Here is an 18,361-nt window from a genome sequence, read left to right as displayed (position 1 = left end):
TTTTTGGGGAGCCTGCTTTTCAATGGAACGATCAAATTGAATTTGAAACGATTTTTTGAAAAAACAGAAAAAGAATGCAACCTTTTCGAAAGAAGACTCGTCAGAGAGGTTGCAAGAGAGGGGGACCCTTAGTGGTCGAGCAGGAACTCATTAGAGCCGCTCAATTGGGCGATCGCGACGCTCTTGTCACCCTATTGCGAGAGATTGAACCGGCTGTCTACAAAACGGCTTATTATACGCTCAACAACGAACAGGACGCGATGGATGCGGCGCAAGAAGCGCTGATCCGTATTTACACTAAAATCGGTTCTTACGAAGAGAAAGCGCAGTTCAAGACTTGGGTGCAGCGGATCGTGACGAATATTTGTATCGATAAATTTAGACGTGCCAAACCTACGGTGTCGATCGAAGAACATGAGATGGTTTTCGAAGGCAATGAAAGTGTAGAAGGTGAAGTCATGCGTGCTTATACTCGCGAAGATATTGATCGAGCGATAAATAGGCTACCGGAACATCACCGAACGGTCGTCATTCTTCGCTATGTACAAGATATGTCGTATGGCGAGATCGCGGACTCGTTAGAATTGCCGCTCAATACCGTAAAATCGTATTTATTTAGAGCCCGAAGTCAATTACAACAATTGTTAGGAGATTATCAGAAAGGAGGTGCGCTGTAGATGAAACGCGAGCAAGCGTTAGAAATGATGAACCGTTACCTAGACCACGATCTCACCGCAGAAGAAACGGATACGCTGTTTCGCCATCTCGGCGAGTCTCCCGAAGCACGGGAAGATTTTGACTTTCTAAAAGCATTATCCGATAAATTAGAATCTTTTCCTGATGTTCAGCCGCCGATCAGTCTTGTCGATTCGATCTTGCCTAGATTGAATGAAATCGATCGGTTGGGAGGCGCTGCCGCGCCGGAAGCACCACAACCCGAAAAATTATCTGAAATGGAAAGTAAGCGAATGTTTGGCGAAGAAGTACCGAAACGTCGCAAAGCTTCTACTTTCTGGCGTTCGACGCTGGGACGTACCGTTGGCGGGACTGCGGTTGCTGCTGCGGTATTGGGTATTTTTGTTGCCACTTATGAACCCAAAGAAATGCCGAATGCAGAAATGTCTCCAAGCACGTCGGTTAGTGGAGCGATGGACAGTACCTTAGTTCCTTCGAATGAAGAATCGGCCGAAGAATCAACAACAGACACAGCAAGCCCAAGTATAAAAATGGATGAAGGTCAACCGCAAACCAGGCTGGCGCCAGAAGATAGCGAAATCAATATGAATAAGCAGGCGCAACCTGATTCTACGGTACCTCAGAATGAAGAACCGTCAGCTGATACGCAGATCCCTTCTTACGACCCTTCAGAAAAAGTCGAAAATCAAGATCGATCTGCTGCGGACATTCCTTCCAGCAACGAACCGCAAGCTGGATCAACTGCAACGAATACACCGTCTGAAAGTGCGAGCAATAAGTCGAATAAGACCCAAGCTCCACAAGAATCGAAAGAAACACAAAAGTCGAACACTCCATCTTCGGACAAAACGACCAATTCGGCAAAAGATACCGGAAAAGCAAGCGATACATCGAAAGACGGCAAAACTTCATCCGGCACGAATATCCAAAAAGCTCCAGTAGCGCCGACGACTCCAGAAAAGGGAGCGGCTACTTCACAATCGGAAGAAAGTAACGAAGCAAATCCGGTTGATCAAGAAGACAATACTCTTTCTACGAAAGAAAACGAAACAGGTACCGATACTTCTGGCGATGATGCTGCAAGTATGGATGCACCGAATCCGACTTTCGGAATCACGATGATGCCTTCTGATTGGAAATCTGCGGATGGAACTTATCTTGTTACGTATTCGCGTAACACGCTCAAGTTGCTTTCGGGAGATCGTGCCAAAGAAATCAGTACCCGTAAAGTAGACGGCGACGTGATAGACGGCGTATGGTCGGCTGACGGCAAAACGTTCACTTATGATTGGGTGAAACCTGATGGTACGATTGCACAAGGAATTTGGAACATCGAAGATGTTTCTCTTGAGCAAGGCAGTAAATAATCCAATATCAAATAGACCGATTCGCTGGTTTTCGATCCCTAACATGGAGATGAAAATTAAGGAATTGGTCTTTTTTTGTGCCTTTTTCAGCAAAATTCGATACAATAGAAACACAAGAGCGATGTTCAATTCGGCAGTCGCTTGGATTTGGTATGTCGAAGTACAAGATTCAAATTGATCGCGCAGAAAGAGGTTAAAACGATGACAGATACAAAAACAGCAGTCAAACAAATACGTGCCGGAGAAGTAGCTCCTTTATATTTATGCTACGGCACTGAAAAATACAGAATCAAAGAATTCGTGACGCTGCTTGAAGAAGAACTCATTGAAGAAGATCAACGTGATTTTGCAATCATTCATTATGATTTGGCAGAAACGCCGGTCGAACTTGTGGTGGAAGAAGCAGAAACGGCTCCTTTTTTAGCCGATCGTAAATTGATTGTAGTGAGAGACAGTACGATTTTTATAGCGGGGAAAGAATCAACAAAGATCGAGCATCGCGTCGAAAAGTTGTTAGAGTATCTGGGCAATCCTACCGATTATAGCGTACTTGTTTTTCTGGCTTATGCGGATAAATTGGATGAACGCAAAAAAGTAGTCAAAGCGTTCAAAGCTGCGGCTCCTGTACTGTCTTTTGCGCCCATGAACGAAAACGAATTGTTGGGTTGGATCACTAAGCAGTTTGGTAACCACTCGGTATCGATTGGCTCTAGTGCCGTAGAAATGCTGTTGAAACGGGCTGGAACTTCGCTTGCAGGGCTATCCGTGGAAATTGAGAAACTATCTTTATTTGCAGGGAATGGCGGTTCAATCGAACCGAGTGATGTCGAAAAACTTGTATCGATTGGAACGGAGCAAAGTGTATTTGTTTTGGTGGAACATATCGCGAATCTCAAGCTTCAACAAGCGATGGCAATCTTCTATGATCTGCTGAAGCAACGCGAAGAACCGATTAAGATCGTATCGCTGATCGCTCGGCAATTTCGAATTATGCTTCAAGTGAAAGAAATGTCGGGACAAAATTATTCGCAACAGCAGATGGCAGGGCAACTTGGGCTTCATCCCTATGCGGTCAAAATTGCGTCTGAACAAGCGAAGCGTTTTGAATCGAACCGTCTGCGGCATATTTTGGCGTCGATCGCCAAACTGGATCATGAAATTAAAACAGGCGCAGTAGATAAAGTGTTTGGGTTAGAGATGTTTTTATTGAGATTGGGCGCATAAAATAAAAAATGAGAAAGAGGACAGGCGAGGATTTTCGGACAGAAAAAAGCCGCCTCTTTTTTTGTATGAAAAAAAAGGCGGACAAATTTAAAACCCCGATATCCTGAGGATCCCGGGGTCATACGACTATATCGCAAATAGCGGTTCTTAAGCTTGTTCAGCTTTCAGAGCATTCGCTTTTTTAGCAAGACGAGATTTTTTGCGCGCTGCCGCGTTTTTGTGGATCAGACCTTTAGTTACGGCTTTATCCAGCTTCTGCGAAGCGTTCTTAACTGCAGTTTGTGCAGTTTCCACGTCGTTACTTTCCAGCGCTGTCGTTGCAGTTTTCACTGCGCTACGAAGTGCGGATTTTTGCGAAGCGTTAAGCGCACGGCGCTTTTCGTTCGTTTTAACGCGTTTGATAGCGGATTTGATATTAGGCATTGCATTCACCTCCTGTAAAGCATATACGAAACATCGAAAGTTTCACAACTTAAAGTATCTTAGCATGAGAGCGACAAAAAAGCAACTATTCTAACATATAAAAAAACGTAAATCTGGCAACAAAAAATGTACCAAAGTACAAGCTTTCGCTTAATGCGGGATTGATGGGATTTCGACCAACTGCTATAATGAATGGATTGATTCGGCTTGTCAAATTGAGGCGGAGGTAAGGAATGACTGATATTGCAGCAAGACAGAAGAAGATAAGGAACTTTTCCATCATAGCGCATATTGACCACGGCAAATCTACGCTTGCCGATCGGATTCTCGAATACACGGGTGCTTTGACTTCTCGCGAGATGCAAGAACAAGTACTCGATCAGATGGAACTCGAACGAGAACGCGGTATTACAATCAAGCTTCAAGCGGTACGTTTGACGTACAAAGCCGATGACGGCGAAGAGTATTTGCTCAACTTGATCGATACGCCAGGGCACGTCGACTTCACTTACGAAGTATCGCGTTCGCTAGCGGCTTGTGAAGGCGCGTTGCTCGTTGTCGATGCTGCGCAAGGGATCGAAGCGCAAACATTGGCAAACGTGTATCTGGCGCTCGACAATAACTTGGAAATCTTGCCGGTGATCAACAAAATCGACTTGCCAAGTGCAGAGCCTGATCGCGTAAAGCAAGAAGTTGAAGACGTGATTGGTCTGGATGCAAGCGATGCGGTATTGGCTTCTGCAAAAGCAGGCATCGGGATCAAAGACATTTTGGAACAAGTCGTAGCGAAAGTCCCAGCACCCGAAGGTGATCCGAATCAACCTTTGAAAGCGCTGATTTTCGATTCGCACTATGATCCGTACAAAGGCGTTATCGTATACATTCGTGTACTCGATGGCAAGATCAAAGCCGGCTCTAAAATTAAAATGATGGCAGCAGATACGACGTTCGAAGTTATCGAAGTTGGGGCATTCATGCCGCGTATGACGATTGTAGACGAACTGAATGTCGGCGATGTAGGTTTTGTCGTTGCAGGAATCAAGACCGTTGGCGATACGCGTGTCGGCGATACGATTACCGATGCCAAAAATCCTACACTTGAGCCAATGCCGGGTTACCGCAAGATCAACCCAATGGTATTCTGCGGTCTGTATCCGATTGAATCGTCGGATTATAACGATCTGCGCGAAGCTTTGGAAAAACTGCAATTGAATGATGCGTCGCTGACTTTTGAACCGGAAACATCCAGCGCGCTGGGCTTTGGATTCCGTTGCGGATTCCTCGGATTGCTGCATATGGACGTTATTCAAGAGCGCATCGAGCGCGAATTTAATATTCCGCTCATTACGACTGCGCCAAGCGTTATCTATAAAGTCGGACTGACAGACGGTTCGGAGATTCAGATCGATAACCCTTCGCATTACCCGGAAGTAGGTCGTATCGATTATGTAGAAGAGCCGTATGTAAAAGCAGCCGTTATCGTGCCGAATGATTTTGTAGGTACGGTTATGGAACTGTGTCAAAATAAACGCGGCGAGTTCGTCAACATGGAATACCTCGATACAAGTCGTGTAACGCTGACGTATCAAATTCCATTGTCTGAGATCGTATACGATTTCTTCGACCAGTTGAAGTCCGGTACAAAAGGATATGCTTCGTTTGACTATGAGGTCTCCGGTTACCGTAAATCGAATCTCGTGAAAATGGACATTTTGCTCAACGGCGAACAAGTCGATGCGTTGTCATTTATCGTACACCGGGATCGTTCGTACCAACGTGGTAGAGTGATTTGTGCGAAGCTGCGCGAATTGATTCCACGTCAGATGTTCGAAGTGCCGATTCAAGCTTCGGTCGGTACAAAAGTTGTAGCGCGTGAGACGGTTAAAGCGATGCGTAAAAACGTACTTGCCAAATGTTACGGCGGCGATATTTCGCGTAAACGGAAATTGCTGGAGAAACAAAAAGAAGGTAAAAAGCGCATGAAGCAAGTCGGCAACGTCGAAGTGCCTCAAGAAGCGTTTATGGCTGTGTTGAAGTTGGACGAATAGGGCACATCCGCATTTTACAAACCTTTGACTCGTCCCTTGTAGGGATGGGTGGAAGTGAAATTCAAGATCGAGATTGGTTTGTTACTCAGGGAAGTCGGACTCCGGCTTCCTTTTTGAAGTATTGAGGTTGTTTAGGAGGAATACCATGACTACGATAAATCACGGAACTTCGGGCTCGGCGCCGGAAGCCGTTTATATTCATATTCCGTTTTGTACGAATAAATGTTTTTACTGTGACTTCAACTCCTATGTGCTCAAAGATCAGCCGGTGATGGATTATTTGCGGGCGCTTGATTTGGAGATGGAGCAGACCGTTGCGATTACGCCGCCAGGTGTGATCAAAACTATTTTCGTAGGCGGCGGCACACCTACCGTATTGAAGCCTGACGAAATGGCATTTTTCTTGGCTTCGGTTCGCAAACATTTTCCGAATTGGTCGGACGATATTGAATTTTCGATGGAAGCCAATCCGGGTACGACGGATCTGGATAAAATGAAAGTGATGAAAGACGGCGGCGTGAACCGGGTGAGCTTTGGCGTACAAGCGTTCCAGAACAAGCTGCTTGGCGAAATCGGACGGATTCATGATACGGACGATGTCTATCGTTCGCTGGAGAACGCTCATAAAAGCGGGCTGGATAACCTGTCGATCGATCTGATGTTTGGTTTGCCTAACCAGACGGTTGAAATGCTGGATGAAACGATTACGAAAGCATTGGAGTTGGATTTGCCGCATTATTCGATTTATAGCTTAAAAGTTGAAGAAAACACGCTGTTCCATACTCTTTTTAATAAAAACAAATTACCGCTTCCGAATGAAGATGACGAGTTGGCGATGTACAAATTGCTGATGGATCGGATGCGCGGAGCTGGATATAAACAATACGAGATCAGCAACTTTGCAAAACCGGGTAAAGAAAGTCAGCACAATATCACGTATTGGAAAAACGAAGATTATTACGGATTTGGTGCAGGTGCGCACGGTTACGTAGGTCGTAAACGCCATATCAATATCAAAGGCGTGAACCCTTATAACGAAGCGGCTGCCAAAGGTCTGCCAAGACTCGATCAATTCGAAGTCCCGCGCGAAGAAGCGATGGAAGACTTTATGATGGTGGGGCTTCGGATGCTGGACGGGATGGAAAGCCAACGCTTTTTGGAACAGTTCGGTGTACCGGTGGAAGAGATTTTTGCTACGCCGCTTAACAAGATGATGAATCTGGGTCTGATCGAACGTCGAGACGATCTGGAAGGTTATCGTTTGAGTGAAAAAGGGATTTTGTTTGGGAATGATGTGTTTGGTGAATTTATTGGGTATTTGACGGTCGAGGCTTGATTCTAGCTACTATGAAGTTTTTCTATACATTGAACCGCTGAATTTATTCAGCGGTTTTTTCTTTTTATAAATGAACAACTAAATTCCGATATATTTAAAAAGAAAAAGACTTCTGATTACTGAATTGTGGCTATGGGGCAATGAAGCACAAAAAAATTAATGAAAAAGATTTAAATTATTTTCGGACAGAAGCTTCGTATTTTGATTTAATTACCGACGTTTAAAAGGTATCTAAGTGAATAAATGCTAAAAAATTTTCGGTTTTTTGAACATTTATCGTTAAAACTATTGAAATACTATACGTATTGATGTATATTTATCCAATCTTAAATATGTATAATCTGACGCGAAGACGTCATTTAATGAATAAGGAGGTGAACGGCAGATGCCCGCCGTTACCGTTGTATGCAGACAAGCTAATCTCGAAGATGTAGAACCGCTATATTTAATGATTGAAGAATATGCGCGAAAAGGAATTATGCTTCCACGCTCTAGAGAAGTGCTGCGACGCCAAATTCATAATTTCGTCGTCGCCGAAGAAGACGGTAAGGTGATCGGATGCGGTTCACTTTGCTTGCTCGGCCCTGATCTGGTTGAAATCCGTTCGCTTGGCATTATGGACGGCAATAAAGGAAAAGGCGTTGGATCGAAATTAGTCGATCGATTGATCGAACTTGCGATTGAGCAAGGCATTCCTAAAATTATTGCGCTGACGTATGAAGTCTCGTTTTTTGTCAAAAACGGCTTTACCGTTGTACCGATGGACGTGTTCCCGGAGAAAGTATGGACAGATTGTATCCATTGCGCCAAACGCGATCGTTGCGATGAAATCGCAGTGCTCAAAATGATCGGATAAATGGTATCGATTTCAATTTTAAAATGGATTCAACCTTGCCAAACCAAACTTGACAACGTCGAGCATGGTTTGGTATTTTTGTATTAGAGTTTAGCACTCATTCAGATAGAGTGCTAACGGAAGAATGTTCCGATTGGCTCTTATCGATCCGACAGGAGGGGATTTCGTGTTAAGCGAACGTCAAAGTATGATTCTAAACGCTATCGTCGACGACTATATCCGTTCAGCTGAACCGGTTGGGTCCCGTAGTATCTCCAAACGGGGCGATGTAGCGTTCAGTCCTGCCACAATTCGTAACGAGATGGCGGATTTGGAGGAGCTTGGTTTTCTAGAGCAGCCGCATACGTCGGCAGGGCGGATTCCTTCTAATAAAGGATACCGTTATTATGTTGATCATCTGGCGCCTTTGAAGCCGCTCAAAGCGGAAGATTTGAAATTATTGAAGCAGTTAGCTGCCGAAAAGTTAAACGCGGTCGAAGAAGTCGTGCAACATGCCGGGACGATCTTGGCTTCGATGACGAATTACACATCGATTTTGCTGGGACCGGAAATGTTCAATACGTCGCTCAAACATTTTCAGTTGCTTCCGCTAAATGAAACAACGGCAGTCGCGATCATCGTGACGAGCACGGGCGAAGTTGAAAACAAGACAATTTCGATTCCATCGGGCGTTTCTGCTTCGGATATGGAACGGACAGCGAACTTGTTGAATGCGAAACTCGCAGGTGTGCCCATGCACAAGCTAAAACCTCGGATCTATTCCGAGATCGGACAAGAAATTCAGCGTCATGCCGAACATTATGAGCAATTGATGAAACTGCTTGACGATGCCCTGATTTCGGGTAAAGATCAAAAGGTCTTTCTTAGTGGAACAACCAATATGCTCATCCAGCCTGAATTCAAAGATATTGGCAAGTTGAAAACAGTCTTGGATCTGCTGGAAGAAACGCCGACGCTCACCCGGTTGCTCAATTCCGAACAAAAAGGAATCCATGTGCGAATCGGGAGCGAAAATATTCATCAAGGATTTGCCAATTGTAGTTTGATTACTGCGACGTATTCGCTTGAAGGCGAATCATTTGGTACGATCGGGATTCTGGGTCCGACCCGAATGGAATATGCCAAAGTTATTGGAACACTCGATTTGTTATCGCGTGCAATGAGCCGAGCATTAACAGGTCGATACGGAACGTAATCACGCATAGACAGTTGTCAGATTGTATTTATACAAGGAGGTGAACGCATCTTGAGTAAGGAACAAACGCAGCATACAGAGAACGAAGAGGTTGAAGTGATGGAAGAAGAGCAAGGTGCACAAACAACAGAGGAATCGAATGTTGAAATTTTGACTGAAGAAAGTGCAGACCAGCTGCAAGCCAAAATTGAAGCGTTGACCGCTCAGCTTGAAGACTATAATCAACGTCTTGCGCGTGCGCACGCTGATTTCGATAACTTCCGCAAACGCACGATTCGCGAAAAAGAAGAACTCGGAAAATATGCGTCGTCGAAGTTGATTTCTGAGCTTGTACCGGTAATCGACAACTTTAGTCGTGCGCTGGACACGCCTGCTGAAGGCGAAGGTTCTGAATCGTTTGTGAAAGGCGTGCAAATGATCCATCGTCAATTCGAAAGTGTGCTTCAAGCCGAAGGATTGACGGCTATGAATACGGTTGGAGAACCTTTCAACCCTGAATTCCATCAAGCTGTAATGCAAGTCGAAAGCGACGAGCATGAAGAAGGAATCGTGGTTGAAGAACTTCAAAAAGGTTATATGTTGAAAGATAAAGTGCTTCGCCCTGCAATGGTGAAAGTCAGCGGTTAATTGATACGGATCGAAAACTTTACGTCGTTAAACAATGCGTTCGGCGACGCAAAGTTTGAAAACACGTCTCAAACCGTTATGATAAAGCGTAGGGTCCGCAGGTTGTTTACAGGACACAGCGCGAAAAACTTATATTTTTTAAAAAATTAAATGTATTTAATCGAGGAGGATATTTACTGTGAGTAGAGTAATCGGTATCGACTTAGGAACAACAAACTCTTGTGTGGCTGTTATGGAAGGCGGCGAAGCTGTCGTTATCCCTAACCCGGAAGGCGCACGCACGACCCCTTCGGTCGTAGGCTTCAAAAAAGACGGCGAGCGTATCGTCGGCGAAACAGCAAAACGTCAAGCGATCACAAACCCGGATCGTACAATCGCTTCGATCAAACGCCATATGGGTACGAACCACAAAGAAACAGTAGAAGGTAAAGACTATACATCGCAAGAAATTTCGGCAATGATCCTGCAAAAATTGAAATCCGATGCAGAAGCATATCTGGGTCAAACGGTAACTCAAGCGGTTATCACAGTTCCAGCTTATTTCAACGATGCTCAGCGTCAAGCGACTAAAGATGCGGGTAAAATCGCAGGTCTTGAAGTTCTGCGTATCGTCAACGAGCCTACAGCTGCGGCACTGGCTTACGGTCTAGAGAAATCCGAAGACCAAACAATCCTCGTTTATGACCTTGGCGGCGGTACATTCGACGTCTCGATTCTTGAACTGGGTGACGGTTTCTTCGAAGTAAAAGCAACAAGCGGCGACAACCACCTCGGTGGTGACGACTTTGACCAAGTGATTATCGATTATTTGGTTGCTGAATTCAAAAAAGAACAAGGCATCGACTTGAGCAAAGATAAAGCGGCTGTACAACGTCTAAAAGACGCAGCTGAAAAAGCGAAAAAAGAATTGTCGGGCGTTATGACAACTACAATCTCGCTTCCGTTTATCACAATGGTTGACGGCGTTCCTCAACACTTGGAGTTGAACCTGACTCGTGCGAAATTCGAAGAAATCTCGGCTTCGCTCGTTGAACGTACATTGGCTCCGACCCGTCAAGCGATCAAAGACTCCGGTCTGTCGTCTAATGAAATCGACAAAATCGTGCTTGTAGGCGGTTCGACACGTATCCCTGCCGTACAAGAAGCGATCAAAAAGCTGACAGGCAAAGACCCGCATAAAGGCGTAAACCCAGACGAGGTTGTTGCATTGGGTGCAGCGGTTCAAGCCGGCGTTCTGACAGGCGAAGTGAAAGACGTCGTTCTTCTCGACGTAACACCGCTGTCCCTCGGTATCGAAACAGCAGGCGGCGTATTCACTAAAATGATCGACCGCAACACAACGATCCCAACAAGCAAATCCCAAGTCTACTCGACTTATGCAGATAACCAACCAAGCGTAGAAATCCACGTCTTGCAAGGCGAGCGCGAAATGGCTGCTGGCAACAAAACGCTGGGACGTTTCACATTGGGCGATATTCCTTTGGCTCCGCGCGGCGTACCGCAAATCGAAGTTACTTTCGATATCGATGCCAACGGTATCGTTAACGTATCGGCAACAGACAAAGGTACAAACAAAAGCCAAAAAATCACGATCACTTCTTCGAGCGGCTTGAGCGATGCTGAAGTTGAGCAAATGATGAAAGACGCTGAATTGCATGCAGAAGAAGATAAAAAACGTAAAGAATTGGTTGAAACGAAAAACAACGCTGACCAATTGATTTACCAAGCAGATAAAACGATCAAAGATCTGGGCGATAAAGTTGACGCTTCGGAGATCGAAAAAGCAAATGCTGCAAAAGAAAAAGTTCAAAAATCGCTGGAAGGCGAAAACGTGGACGAAATCAAAGCAGCTACAGACGAGTTGACTGAAATCGTACAACAATTGTCTGTGAAATTGTATGAGCAAGCCAATGCAGAAGGTGCGCAAGCTGAAGGCGAACCAGAAGCAGGCGCTAAACAAAATCGCGACAACGTTGTAGATGCAGACTACGAAGTTGTAGACGAAGACAAAAAAGACTAATCGCTTCTAGCGATCGCGTCACTCAATACAACAAGAGCCCGATTCTACCGAGCGGTGGACGGGCCGGCTGGGGAGGTCAGGCCGGGTCATCCCGGATCCGGCTTCCCTTTTCGTTAGAGGAAGCAGCGGAAAGGCGCTTTGCGTCTTTTCTTTATATGCGATAGGAGATCAAACAAAGGAGTTGGAGTACAGCAATGGCGGACAAGCGCGATTACTATGAGGTGCTCGGCATCGATAAAGGCGCGAGCGATCAAGATATTAAGGCGTCTTACCGCAAGCTGGCGCGTAAATATCACCCGGACGTCAACAAGGCGGACGATGCTGAAACGAAGTTCAAAGAAGTCAAAGAAGCGTATGACGTATTAAGCGACGGACAAAAACGCGCGCAATACGATCAATACGGACACCAAGATCCAAATCAAGGATTTGGCGGCGGCGGTGACTTCGGCGGCGGCGGATTCAGCGATATTTTCGATATGTTTTTCGGTGGTGGAGGCGGTGGCAGAAGTCGCAACCCGAACGCTCCGCAGCGCGGTAACGATCTACAATACACGATGACGCTTGAATTCAAAGAAGCGGTGTTCGGTAAAGAATTGGATATTACGATTCCACGTACCGAAAGTTGCGATACTTGCGACGGCAGCGGTGCAAAACCAGGTACAAAACCCGAAGTATGTTCGGTCTGCCACGGCAGCGGTCAAGAAGAAGTGATTCAAAATACGCCTTTCGGTCGTATGGTGAATCGCCGAGCTTGTTCGAACTGCGGCGGTAACGGCAAAATTATCAAAGAAAAATGCCCAACTTGTAGCGGTAGCGGCAATGTGAAAAAACAACGCAAAGTGCATATCCGTATTCCTGCCGGCGTGGACGACGGCGCTCAACTTCGGATGAGCGGCGAAGGCGATGGCGGTCTACGCGGTGGCCCTGCGGGCGATCTGTATATCGTGATTCGCGTCAAAGCGGATGAGTTCTTCGACCGTGAAGGCGACGATATCTATTGCGAAGTGCCTTTGACTTTCGCTCAAGCAGCTTTGGGCGATGAAATCGAGATCCCGACTTTGACGGAAAAAGTAAAGTTGAAGATCCCAGCGGGCACACAGACGGGTACGTATTTCCGTTTGCGCGGCAAAGGCGTTCCTCGCTTGCGCGGAACCGGTCAAGGCGACCAGCATGTGAAGGTCGTATTGGTAACGCCAAGCAAATTGACAGACGAGCAAAAAGACTTGTTGCGTGAATTCTCAGGTCTGAGCGGTGAACACACTCATGAGCAAGAACAATCTTTCTTTGATCGGATGAAGCGTGCTTTTCGCGGCGACTGATTAGAGGGGGAAGACCTCCGGTTAATAGCCGGAGGTCTTTTTTCTCGTCTGGAAAGTTTTTATTGTTGTATGAAGCGTTGGAGAGGGTGGCTACGGCTACGGGGAAAATTCGTTTCGGTCGCTTGTTGAAATTGGGAAAAGAGATTGAAGTTTTATTTGTATATTCCCAATTTCAAAGGCGAACATTCCATTCCTCCACTGAATTTCCCCCTCCGCCTTCGCCACCACGCATCATTCGAAAATAAATCTTTCCAATCCCAAAAGACCTCCGGCTAAAAAGTGAGGTCTTTTTGGGTTACGATTTTTGGAGAAGAGATTAAAATTTTCTATTTGGATTAAATATAAAGTACGACAACTTTCCGAAAACGATCTCTTTACGCTAGCAATCCGTGTATTCGTGTGTATGAGCTTTATGTTTTAGAGCTAGTTAAGGTGCTATGGTTGGGGCGCTACACTTCTGGAAAACTGAAATGTAAGCTCTCTTGTAGCCAATGGAGCCCGACTACGAACTTGCTCTTGCTGTTATCCTTTGTAGCCGGCAAAGCCGCTACCAGCGCCCTTGCAGTCGGCAAAGCCGCTGCCTTTCTTTCGCCTTTAATTATGAGGCGAACCGAACCGAGGGTTCGCCATCTCTACCCCCTGCTGGACGCAGGATTTTCTGGGCTGAGCGACTTTTGAATTTCCTCTACTCGCGGACTCCCAGAGTCCCGAGCAGAAACCAAGCCGGAGCGAAGAACAGAAAATCCTGCGTCTCTCTTATATGTATATGTTGACATTGTTAAAATTTGCAGTATAATAGTTCGTATACGAAATGTTTACAGGCGAATGATTCGCAGAAGAACGGTTTAGTTACCAGAAAGGATAGCGATACCTTTGAGTACGAATACAGAAATCGAATTGCATGAGATTGTCGATTCGTTTCGGGAAGTGAAGCAGCTCTTTTTTCAACTGATGTCGGATATGTCGTGTCGTTTTGGTGTGACAGGGATTCAACTGATGACGCTAAAAGCTTTGCGGGATCGACCAGAGATAGGGCTTGGAGAATTAGCGGATCATATGAGGCTTGGAAGCAGTACGGTCAGCGGTGTGATTGATCGACTCGTAAAAGCCGAACTCGTGATTCGAGAACGTCCAGCCAATAATCGACGTATTTTGGTATTGAAATTATCGGAAAGAGGCAGTCAGGTACTCCATGATGCGGATACGGCTTACCGCAAGCATTTATCAGGTTTGAAAGAACTTGATCCCGAAGAATTGCAAGTGATGCTTCAAGCGCATCGCAAAATCATCAAAAAATTAGAAGAAGTGAGAGATGAAAACCACCATGAGTAAAACTGCTGTGCAAGACATTCAAAATTTGAAAAAAGGTCCGATCCTTGTTGCTTTGTTGATCGGCGCCTTTGTCGCTCTGTTGAACCAGACGCTCTTGAACGTAGCATTGCCGACTATGGCAAATGACCTTCAAGTCGATACTACCGTCATCCAATGGCTGAGTACCGGCTTTATGTTGGTCAACGGCGTTATGGTACCGGTAACGGCTTATCTGATGGCACGCTTCACATCAAGAAATTTGTTTATGACCGCAATGATTTTGTTTACATTAGGTACAATACTTTGTGCATTCAGTGATTCGTTTGGATTGCTGCTCGCAGGACGTATGGTACAAGCAGCAGGCGCAGGGATCTTGATGCCGCTGATGACCTTCACGATCTTGACGATTTTCCCGATTGAAAAACGTGGTTCCGCAATGGGTCTGGTCGGCGTAGCGATGATCTTTGCTCCAGCTATCGGTCCTACACTGTCGGGTTGGATGATTGAGCATTACAACTGGCATTACCTGTTCTATCTGATCTTGCCTTTCGGTATTTTGTCGATTGTTTTAGGTGCTCTGTTTATGCGTAATGTAACGGAGACATCCCGTCCGAAATTCGATATGTTCGCTGTTGTGTTGTCGACGATCGGATTTGGCGGTATTTTGTACGGCTTCAGCCAAGCAGGTTCGCAAGGCTGGCAATCAGCTGAAGTATTGTGGACACTCGCGATTGGCGCTGTAGCGCTTCTGATTTTCGTAATCCGTCAGCTGAGATCGGATATTCCGATTTTGGAAATGCGCGTCTTTAAATACGATGTCTTCACCTTAACGACAATCATTAACGTGATTGCGACAATGGCATTGTTCTCCGGTATGATTTTGCTGCCGCTTTATTTGCAAAATGTTCGCGGCTTTACACCGATCGAATCGGGTCTGATGTTGTTGCCAGGTGCAATTTTGATGGGGATTATGTCGCCGATTACAGGTTATATTTTCGATAAAATTGGTGCGCGTTGGCTGGCGGTTGCAGGTCTTGCAATCATGACCGTAACCACTTACGAATTTAGCCAATTGACGGTTGATACCACTTATGCACATCTGATCACCGTTTATACAATTCGGATGTTCGGGATGTCGCTGATGATGATGCCGATCCAAACCGCAGGTCTGAACCAACTTCCGGCTCGCCTGAACGCACACGGTACCGCAATGTCGAACACACTCCGTACGATTGCCGGTGCTTTGGGTACAGCGCTTCTTGTATCGATTATGTCGAACAAATCGGCTGAAGTCGCGAAGCAACTCGTAGTAAGCATGGGCGTTGATCCGCAAAATGCGGCTCAAATGCAAACGGTTGGTATGCAAGCGATGGTTGAAGGCATTAACCATTCCTTCGTCGTTGCGACTTGGATGACTGCGGCTGCATTCGTACTCGCGTTCTTTATCAAACGCGTAGCGATTGAGCGTAAAGGAACCGTTCCAAGCAAAGTGCACACGACGGTATCCGAAAATGCAAAAGCGTAATTAAGATTCAGCCTATAATTTCAAAAAGTATATAAAAAAGCCCGTTCTCCAATCTCTGGAGAGCGGGCTTTTTTAATCTGCTTATTATAACCTTCGCATATCTACAAATCTTCACGATATCGCGTACGATACCGTTCTTTTTCGACTCTAACCGCATCTCGGAGCAGATCTTTGACGGTCTCCACGTCTTTCACATCTTCCAAAAGAACTTCTGGCGTAGTCGGATCGCTGGACACGACTGTAATTGTACCGACACCCATCATACGATCCATCATCGTTTTTTCCATCGAAATATCTTTGATACGAACCAGTTCGATTTCTTCGGTTTTTTTATTCATTAACCCAGTCGTAATAATAAGGCGCTGACTTGTAATTTTGTAACGGATATTGTTCATCAGTAGACCGGTGCGAATTTGATCGCCAAGATCCGATGGACGACCTTCCCAGAGTATTTGTTCCGTATGGTCATCTTGATGTGTGATTTTTGGACTTGAAGACTGGGTTGGCAAAATCGTTCCTTCGCTACGTAGTGGCTTCCCGCATTTCTCGCAGTAATTGGCATCTGCCGAATTGGCGGATCCACAGTGTGTACAATAGATCATGCACTCATCCTCTTTTCGCAAAAGTTAAGGTTTTGTACTGTTTCTCACTCTATAGTACAATGAAAGTGGTGTGAAAGTTAACTATTGAGGAGCGATATACGATGTTATGGCATGAACTGACTATACATACGACTGAGGAAGCGACTGAAGCGATCTCGAACTTCTTGCACGAAGCAGGAGCTGGCGGCGTTTCGATCGAAGAATCAGGCAATTTGAATAAAAAACGCGAACGTCCGTATGGCGAATGGTTCGACCAACCGCTGAACGATATTCCAGAAGGTCGCGCAGAGATCAAAGGCTATTTTTCCGATGATGTGAATATTGAAGATGTGTTGGAAGAAGTAAAAACGCGGACGATCGAGCTTGCGACGTACAATATCGACACAGGCAATCCTACGTATGAAACCAGAGTCGTAGACGAAGAAGAATGGGCGACAGCATGGAAAGCTTATTATAAGCCGCTCAAAGTATCGGATACGCTGACTATTAAGCCGGTATGGGAAGAATACGAAGCGTCCGAAGGCGAGCGTATTATCGAACTTGATCCCGGAATGGCATTCGGTACAGGGACTCACCCGACAACGGCTTTGTGCTTGCGCGCACTCGAAAGTATCGTCAAAGGCGGCGAAGATGTCATTGATGTCGGTACCGGTTCAGGCATTTTAGCGATTGGCGCGATGAAGCTGGGCGCGAAGCAAGTGCTGGCACTCGACCTTGATCCTGTAGCTGTAAAAAGCGCGCAAGAAAATGTAGCGTTAAACGGTTTGTCTGAGCAAGTCACAGTCAAAGAAAGCGATCTGTTGTCTGTGCTTCGTCCGGAAGGTCACGGCGCATCGGCAGATATTGGCGTTCAACTTCCGGTACAGATTGTGGTAGCCAATATTTTGGCAGAAATCATTTTGCTGTTCACAAATGATGTGTATGAAGCACTTCAACCGGGTGGGCTGTATTTGGCGTCAGGGATCTATAAAGACAAAGAACAAGCCGTACATGATGGATTGATTGCCGCAGGATTGACAATCCGCCACGTACACCGCGAAGAAGAATGGTTAGCGTTTGTAGCGGAAAAGGTGGTTTAAATGAATTTTCTGGCTTTTTCATGGGATGTACTTCCGTTTGTCCTTATTGTATTGATTATTGCTTTTACCGTTCACGAATTTGCCCATGCGTATGCGGCATACAAATTCGGTGATCCAACGGCTCAATTGCTTGGACGCGTCACGTTGAATCCAGCAAAGCACGTCGATTTTCTAGGTATGATTTTGATTCTGATTGCGGGCTTCGGTTGGGCACGTCCCGTTCCGGTTACGCGTGAGAATTTTAGCAAGCCGCGATTGATGGGCATTATCGTTTCGGCAGTCGGTCCGCTCAGCAATCTACTGATTGCGTTGATCGGCGCGTTAGTTTTCCAAGCATTGAATATGAACGGCGTTTTCCTAAACGCGGATTCTTCGCGCCTTGCCGAAGCTGGGCTGATTTTCTTCAACTATCTGATTCAATTGAATCTGCTGCTGTTCTTCTTCAACTTGATTCCGCTGCCGCCGCTTGACGGGTACCGAATTATTGAAGATATCGCTCCGCTACGGATTCGCCGCAAACTGCAACAAATCGAACCGTATTCGATCTTTATCTTTTTGCTGGTGGTCTTTATCCCGCCGCTTCGGGAAAATACGATTGGACGGATGTATGTATGGATCGGCGATCTCATGCAGCTATTTTTAAGTTGGGGCGCCGCTATTTTCGGATGATAATGAGTTTATCTGCGCAAGATTACAGACCGGCGTTCCCTAAGGGAATCGCCGGTTTTTGCGT

Annotated in this window: 16 protein-coding genes; 14 read left to right on the top strand and 2 right to left on the bottom strand. The window is 45.8% G+C overall.

The window, feature by feature from the left end; genetic code table 11:
- The first annotated feature begins 131 nt into the window (after positions 1-131).
- The 3 genes from NOM90_RS04820 to holA all read left to right on the top strand — a co-directional run bounded on the left by NOM90_RS04820 (position 132) and on the right by holA (position 3,287).
- A complete protein-coding gene (locus NOM90_RS04820; protein WP_255940354.1) occupies positions 132-677 on the top strand; it encodes an RNA polymerase sigma factor in 546 nt (181 codons plus the stop codon).
- Positions 678-2,063 carry a hypothetical protein gene (locus NOM90_RS04815; RefSeq protein ID WP_255940353.1) on the top strand — a complete coding sequence of 462 codons (1,386 nt, stop codon included), beginning with the start codon at positions 678-680 and terminating at the stop codon, positions 2,061-2,063. It abuts the gene before it with no gap.
- Between the two features lie 201 nt (positions 2,064-2,264).
- Positions 2,265-3,287 (top strand): DNA polymerase III subunit delta, encoded by a 1,023-nt coding sequence (gene holA, locus NOM90_RS04810; RefSeq protein ID WP_255940352.1) that lies wholly within the window; start codon positions 2,265-2,267, stop codon positions 3,285-3,287.
- Positions 3,288-3,434: 147 nt separating this feature from the next.
- Here holA and rpsT read toward each other — a convergent pair whose 3' ends face one another.
- Positions 3,435-3,710 (bottom strand): 30S ribosomal protein S20, encoded by a 276-nt coding sequence (gene rpsT, locus NOM90_RS04805; RefSeq protein ID WP_087796584.1) that lies wholly within the window; start codon positions 3,708-3,710, stop codon positions 3,435-3,437.
- A 233-nt stretch (positions 3,711-3,943) separates the two neighbouring features.
- On the opposite strand from rpsT, the gene lepA reads away from it, so the two are divergent.
- From lepA to NOM90_RS04760, 9 genes are all read left to right on the top strand, one after another.
- Positions 3,944-5,758, top strand: coding sequence for a translation elongation factor 4 (gene lepA / locus NOM90_RS04800; protein ID WP_255940351.1), 1,815 nt, complete (start codon positions 3,944-3,946; stop codon positions 5,756-5,758).
- Positions 5,759-5,903: 145 nt separating this feature from the next.
- Positions 5,904-7,094: a radical SAM family heme chaperone HemW gene (gene hemW / locus NOM90_RS04795; protein ID WP_255940350.1), complete on the top strand. Its 1,191-nt coding sequence runs from the start codon at positions 5,904-5,906 to the stop codon at positions 7,092-7,094.
- Positions 7,095-7,479: 385 nt separating this feature from the next.
- Positions 7,480-7,950, top strand: a complete 471-nt coding sequence (locus NOM90_RS04790; RefSeq protein WP_255940348.1) for an N-acetyltransferase — start codon at positions 7,480-7,482, stop codon at positions 7,948-7,950.
- 166 nt (positions 7,951-8,116) lie between these two features.
- Entirely contained in the window at positions 8,117-9,145 is a 1,029-nt protein-coding gene (gene hrcA / locus NOM90_RS04785; RefSeq protein WP_255940347.1) for a heat-inducible transcriptional repressor HrcA, read from the top strand.
- 51 nt (positions 9,146-9,196) lie between these two features.
- A complete protein-coding gene (gene grpE / locus NOM90_RS04780; RefSeq protein ID WP_255940346.1) occupies positions 9,197-9,772 on the top strand; it encodes a nucleotide exchange factor GrpE in 576 nt (191 codons plus the stop codon).
- Between the two features lie 178 nt (positions 9,773-9,950).
- A complete protein-coding gene (gene dnaK, locus NOM90_RS04775) occupies positions 9,951-11,792 on the top strand; it encodes a molecular chaperone DnaK (protein ID WP_255940344.1) in 1,842 nt (613 codons plus the stop codon).
- 194 nt (positions 11,793-11,986) lie between these two features.
- Complete coding sequence (gene dnaJ / locus NOM90_RS04770) at positions 11,987-13,111, top strand: molecular chaperone DnaJ (protein WP_255940342.1); 1,125 nt, start codon at positions 11,987-11,989, stop codon at positions 13,109-13,111.
- An 873-nt stretch (positions 13,112-13,984) separates the two neighbouring features.
- On the top strand, positions 13,985-14,443 hold the full coding sequence (locus NOM90_RS04765; protein WP_255940341.1) for a MarR family winged helix-turn-helix transcriptional regulator: 459 nt from the start codon (positions 13,985-13,987) through the stop codon (positions 14,441-14,443).
- A complete protein-coding gene (locus NOM90_RS04760) occupies positions 14,424-15,947 on the top strand; it encodes a DHA2 family efflux MFS transporter permease subunit (protein WP_255940340.1) in 1,524 nt (507 codons plus the stop codon). The genes NOM90_RS04765 and NOM90_RS04760 overlap by 20 nt, the downstream gene beginning before the upstream one ends.
- A gap of 101 nt (positions 15,948-16,048) precedes the next feature.
- Here the strand turns inward: NOM90_RS04760 and NOM90_RS04755 are convergent, their stop codons facing one another.
- Positions 16,049-16,549 carry a PH domain-containing protein gene (locus NOM90_RS04755; RefSeq protein WP_255940339.1) on the bottom strand — a complete coding sequence of 167 codons (501 nt, stop codon included), beginning with the start codon at positions 16,547-16,549 and terminating at the stop codon, positions 16,049-16,051.
- A 101-nt stretch (positions 16,550-16,650) separates the two neighbouring features.
- Here NOM90_RS04755 and prmA point away from each other — a divergent pair, with 101 nt between their 5' ends.
- Complete coding sequence (gene prmA, locus NOM90_RS04750) at positions 16,651-17,628, top strand: 50S ribosomal protein L11 methyltransferase (protein ID WP_255940338.1); 978 nt, start codon at positions 16,651-16,653, stop codon at positions 17,626-17,628.
- The gene (locus NOM90_RS04745) at positions 17,629-18,297 is read left to right on the top strand and encodes a site-2 protease family protein (protein ID WP_255940336.1); all 669 of its coding nucleotides are present in this window, start codon (positions 17,629-17,631) and stop codon (positions 18,295-18,297) included.
- The last annotated feature ends 64 nt before the right edge of the window (positions 18,298-18,361 follow it).

This window comes from Saccharibacillus sp. JS10 (assembly GCF_024436065.1).
In the GTDB taxonomy this organism is placed as follows: domain Bacteria; phylum Bacillota; class Bacilli; order Paenibacillales; family Paenibacillaceae; genus Saccharibacillus.
Note: the sequence above shows the minus strand (reverse complement) of the source record. Positions and strands in the feature narration are given on the sequence as shown.

Excerpts from the sequence above, each read along its gene's own strand:
- NOM90_RS04790 (WP_255940348.1), top strand. The coding sequence starts at position 7,480 with ATGCCCGCCGTTACCGTTGTATGCAGACAAGCTAATCTCGAAGATGTA.
- prmA (WP_255940338.1), top strand. The coding sequence starts at position 16,651 with ATGTTATGGCATGAACTGACTATACATACGACTGAGGAAGCGACTGAA.
- NOM90_RS04755 (WP_255940339.1), bottom strand. The coding sequence starts at position 16,549 with ATGATCTATTGTACACACTGTGGATCCGCCAATTCGGCAGATGCCAAT.
- holA (WP_255940352.1), top strand. The coding sequence starts at position 2,265 with ATGACAGATACAAAAACAGCAGTCAAACAAATACGTGCCGGAGAAGTA.
- lepA (WP_255940351.1), top strand. The coding sequence starts at position 3,944 with ATGACTGATATTGCAGCAAGACAGAAGAAGATAAGGAACTTTTCCATC.
- NOM90_RS04815 (WP_255940353.1), top strand. The coding sequence starts at position 678 with ATGAAACGCGAGCAAGCGTTAGAAATGATGAACCGTTACCTAGACCAC.
- dnaJ (WP_255940342.1), top strand. The coding sequence starts at position 11,987 with ATGGCGGACAAGCGCGATTACTATGAGGTGCTCGGCATCGATAAAGGC.
- hemW (WP_255940350.1), top strand. The coding sequence starts at position 5,904 with ATGACTACGATAAATCACGGAACTTCGGGCTCGGCGCCGGAAGCCGTT.
- NOM90_RS04760 (WP_255940340.1), top strand. The coding sequence starts at position 14,424 with ATGAAAACCACCATGAGTAAAACTGCTGTGCAAGACATTCAAAATTTG.
- rpsT (WP_087796584.1), bottom strand. The coding sequence starts at position 3,710 with ATGCCTAATATCAAATCCGCTATCAAACGCGTTAAAACGAACGAAAAG.
- NOM90_RS04745 (WP_255940336.1), top strand. The coding sequence starts at position 17,629 with ATGAATTTTCTGGCTTTTTCATGGGATGTACTTCCGTTTGTCCTTATT.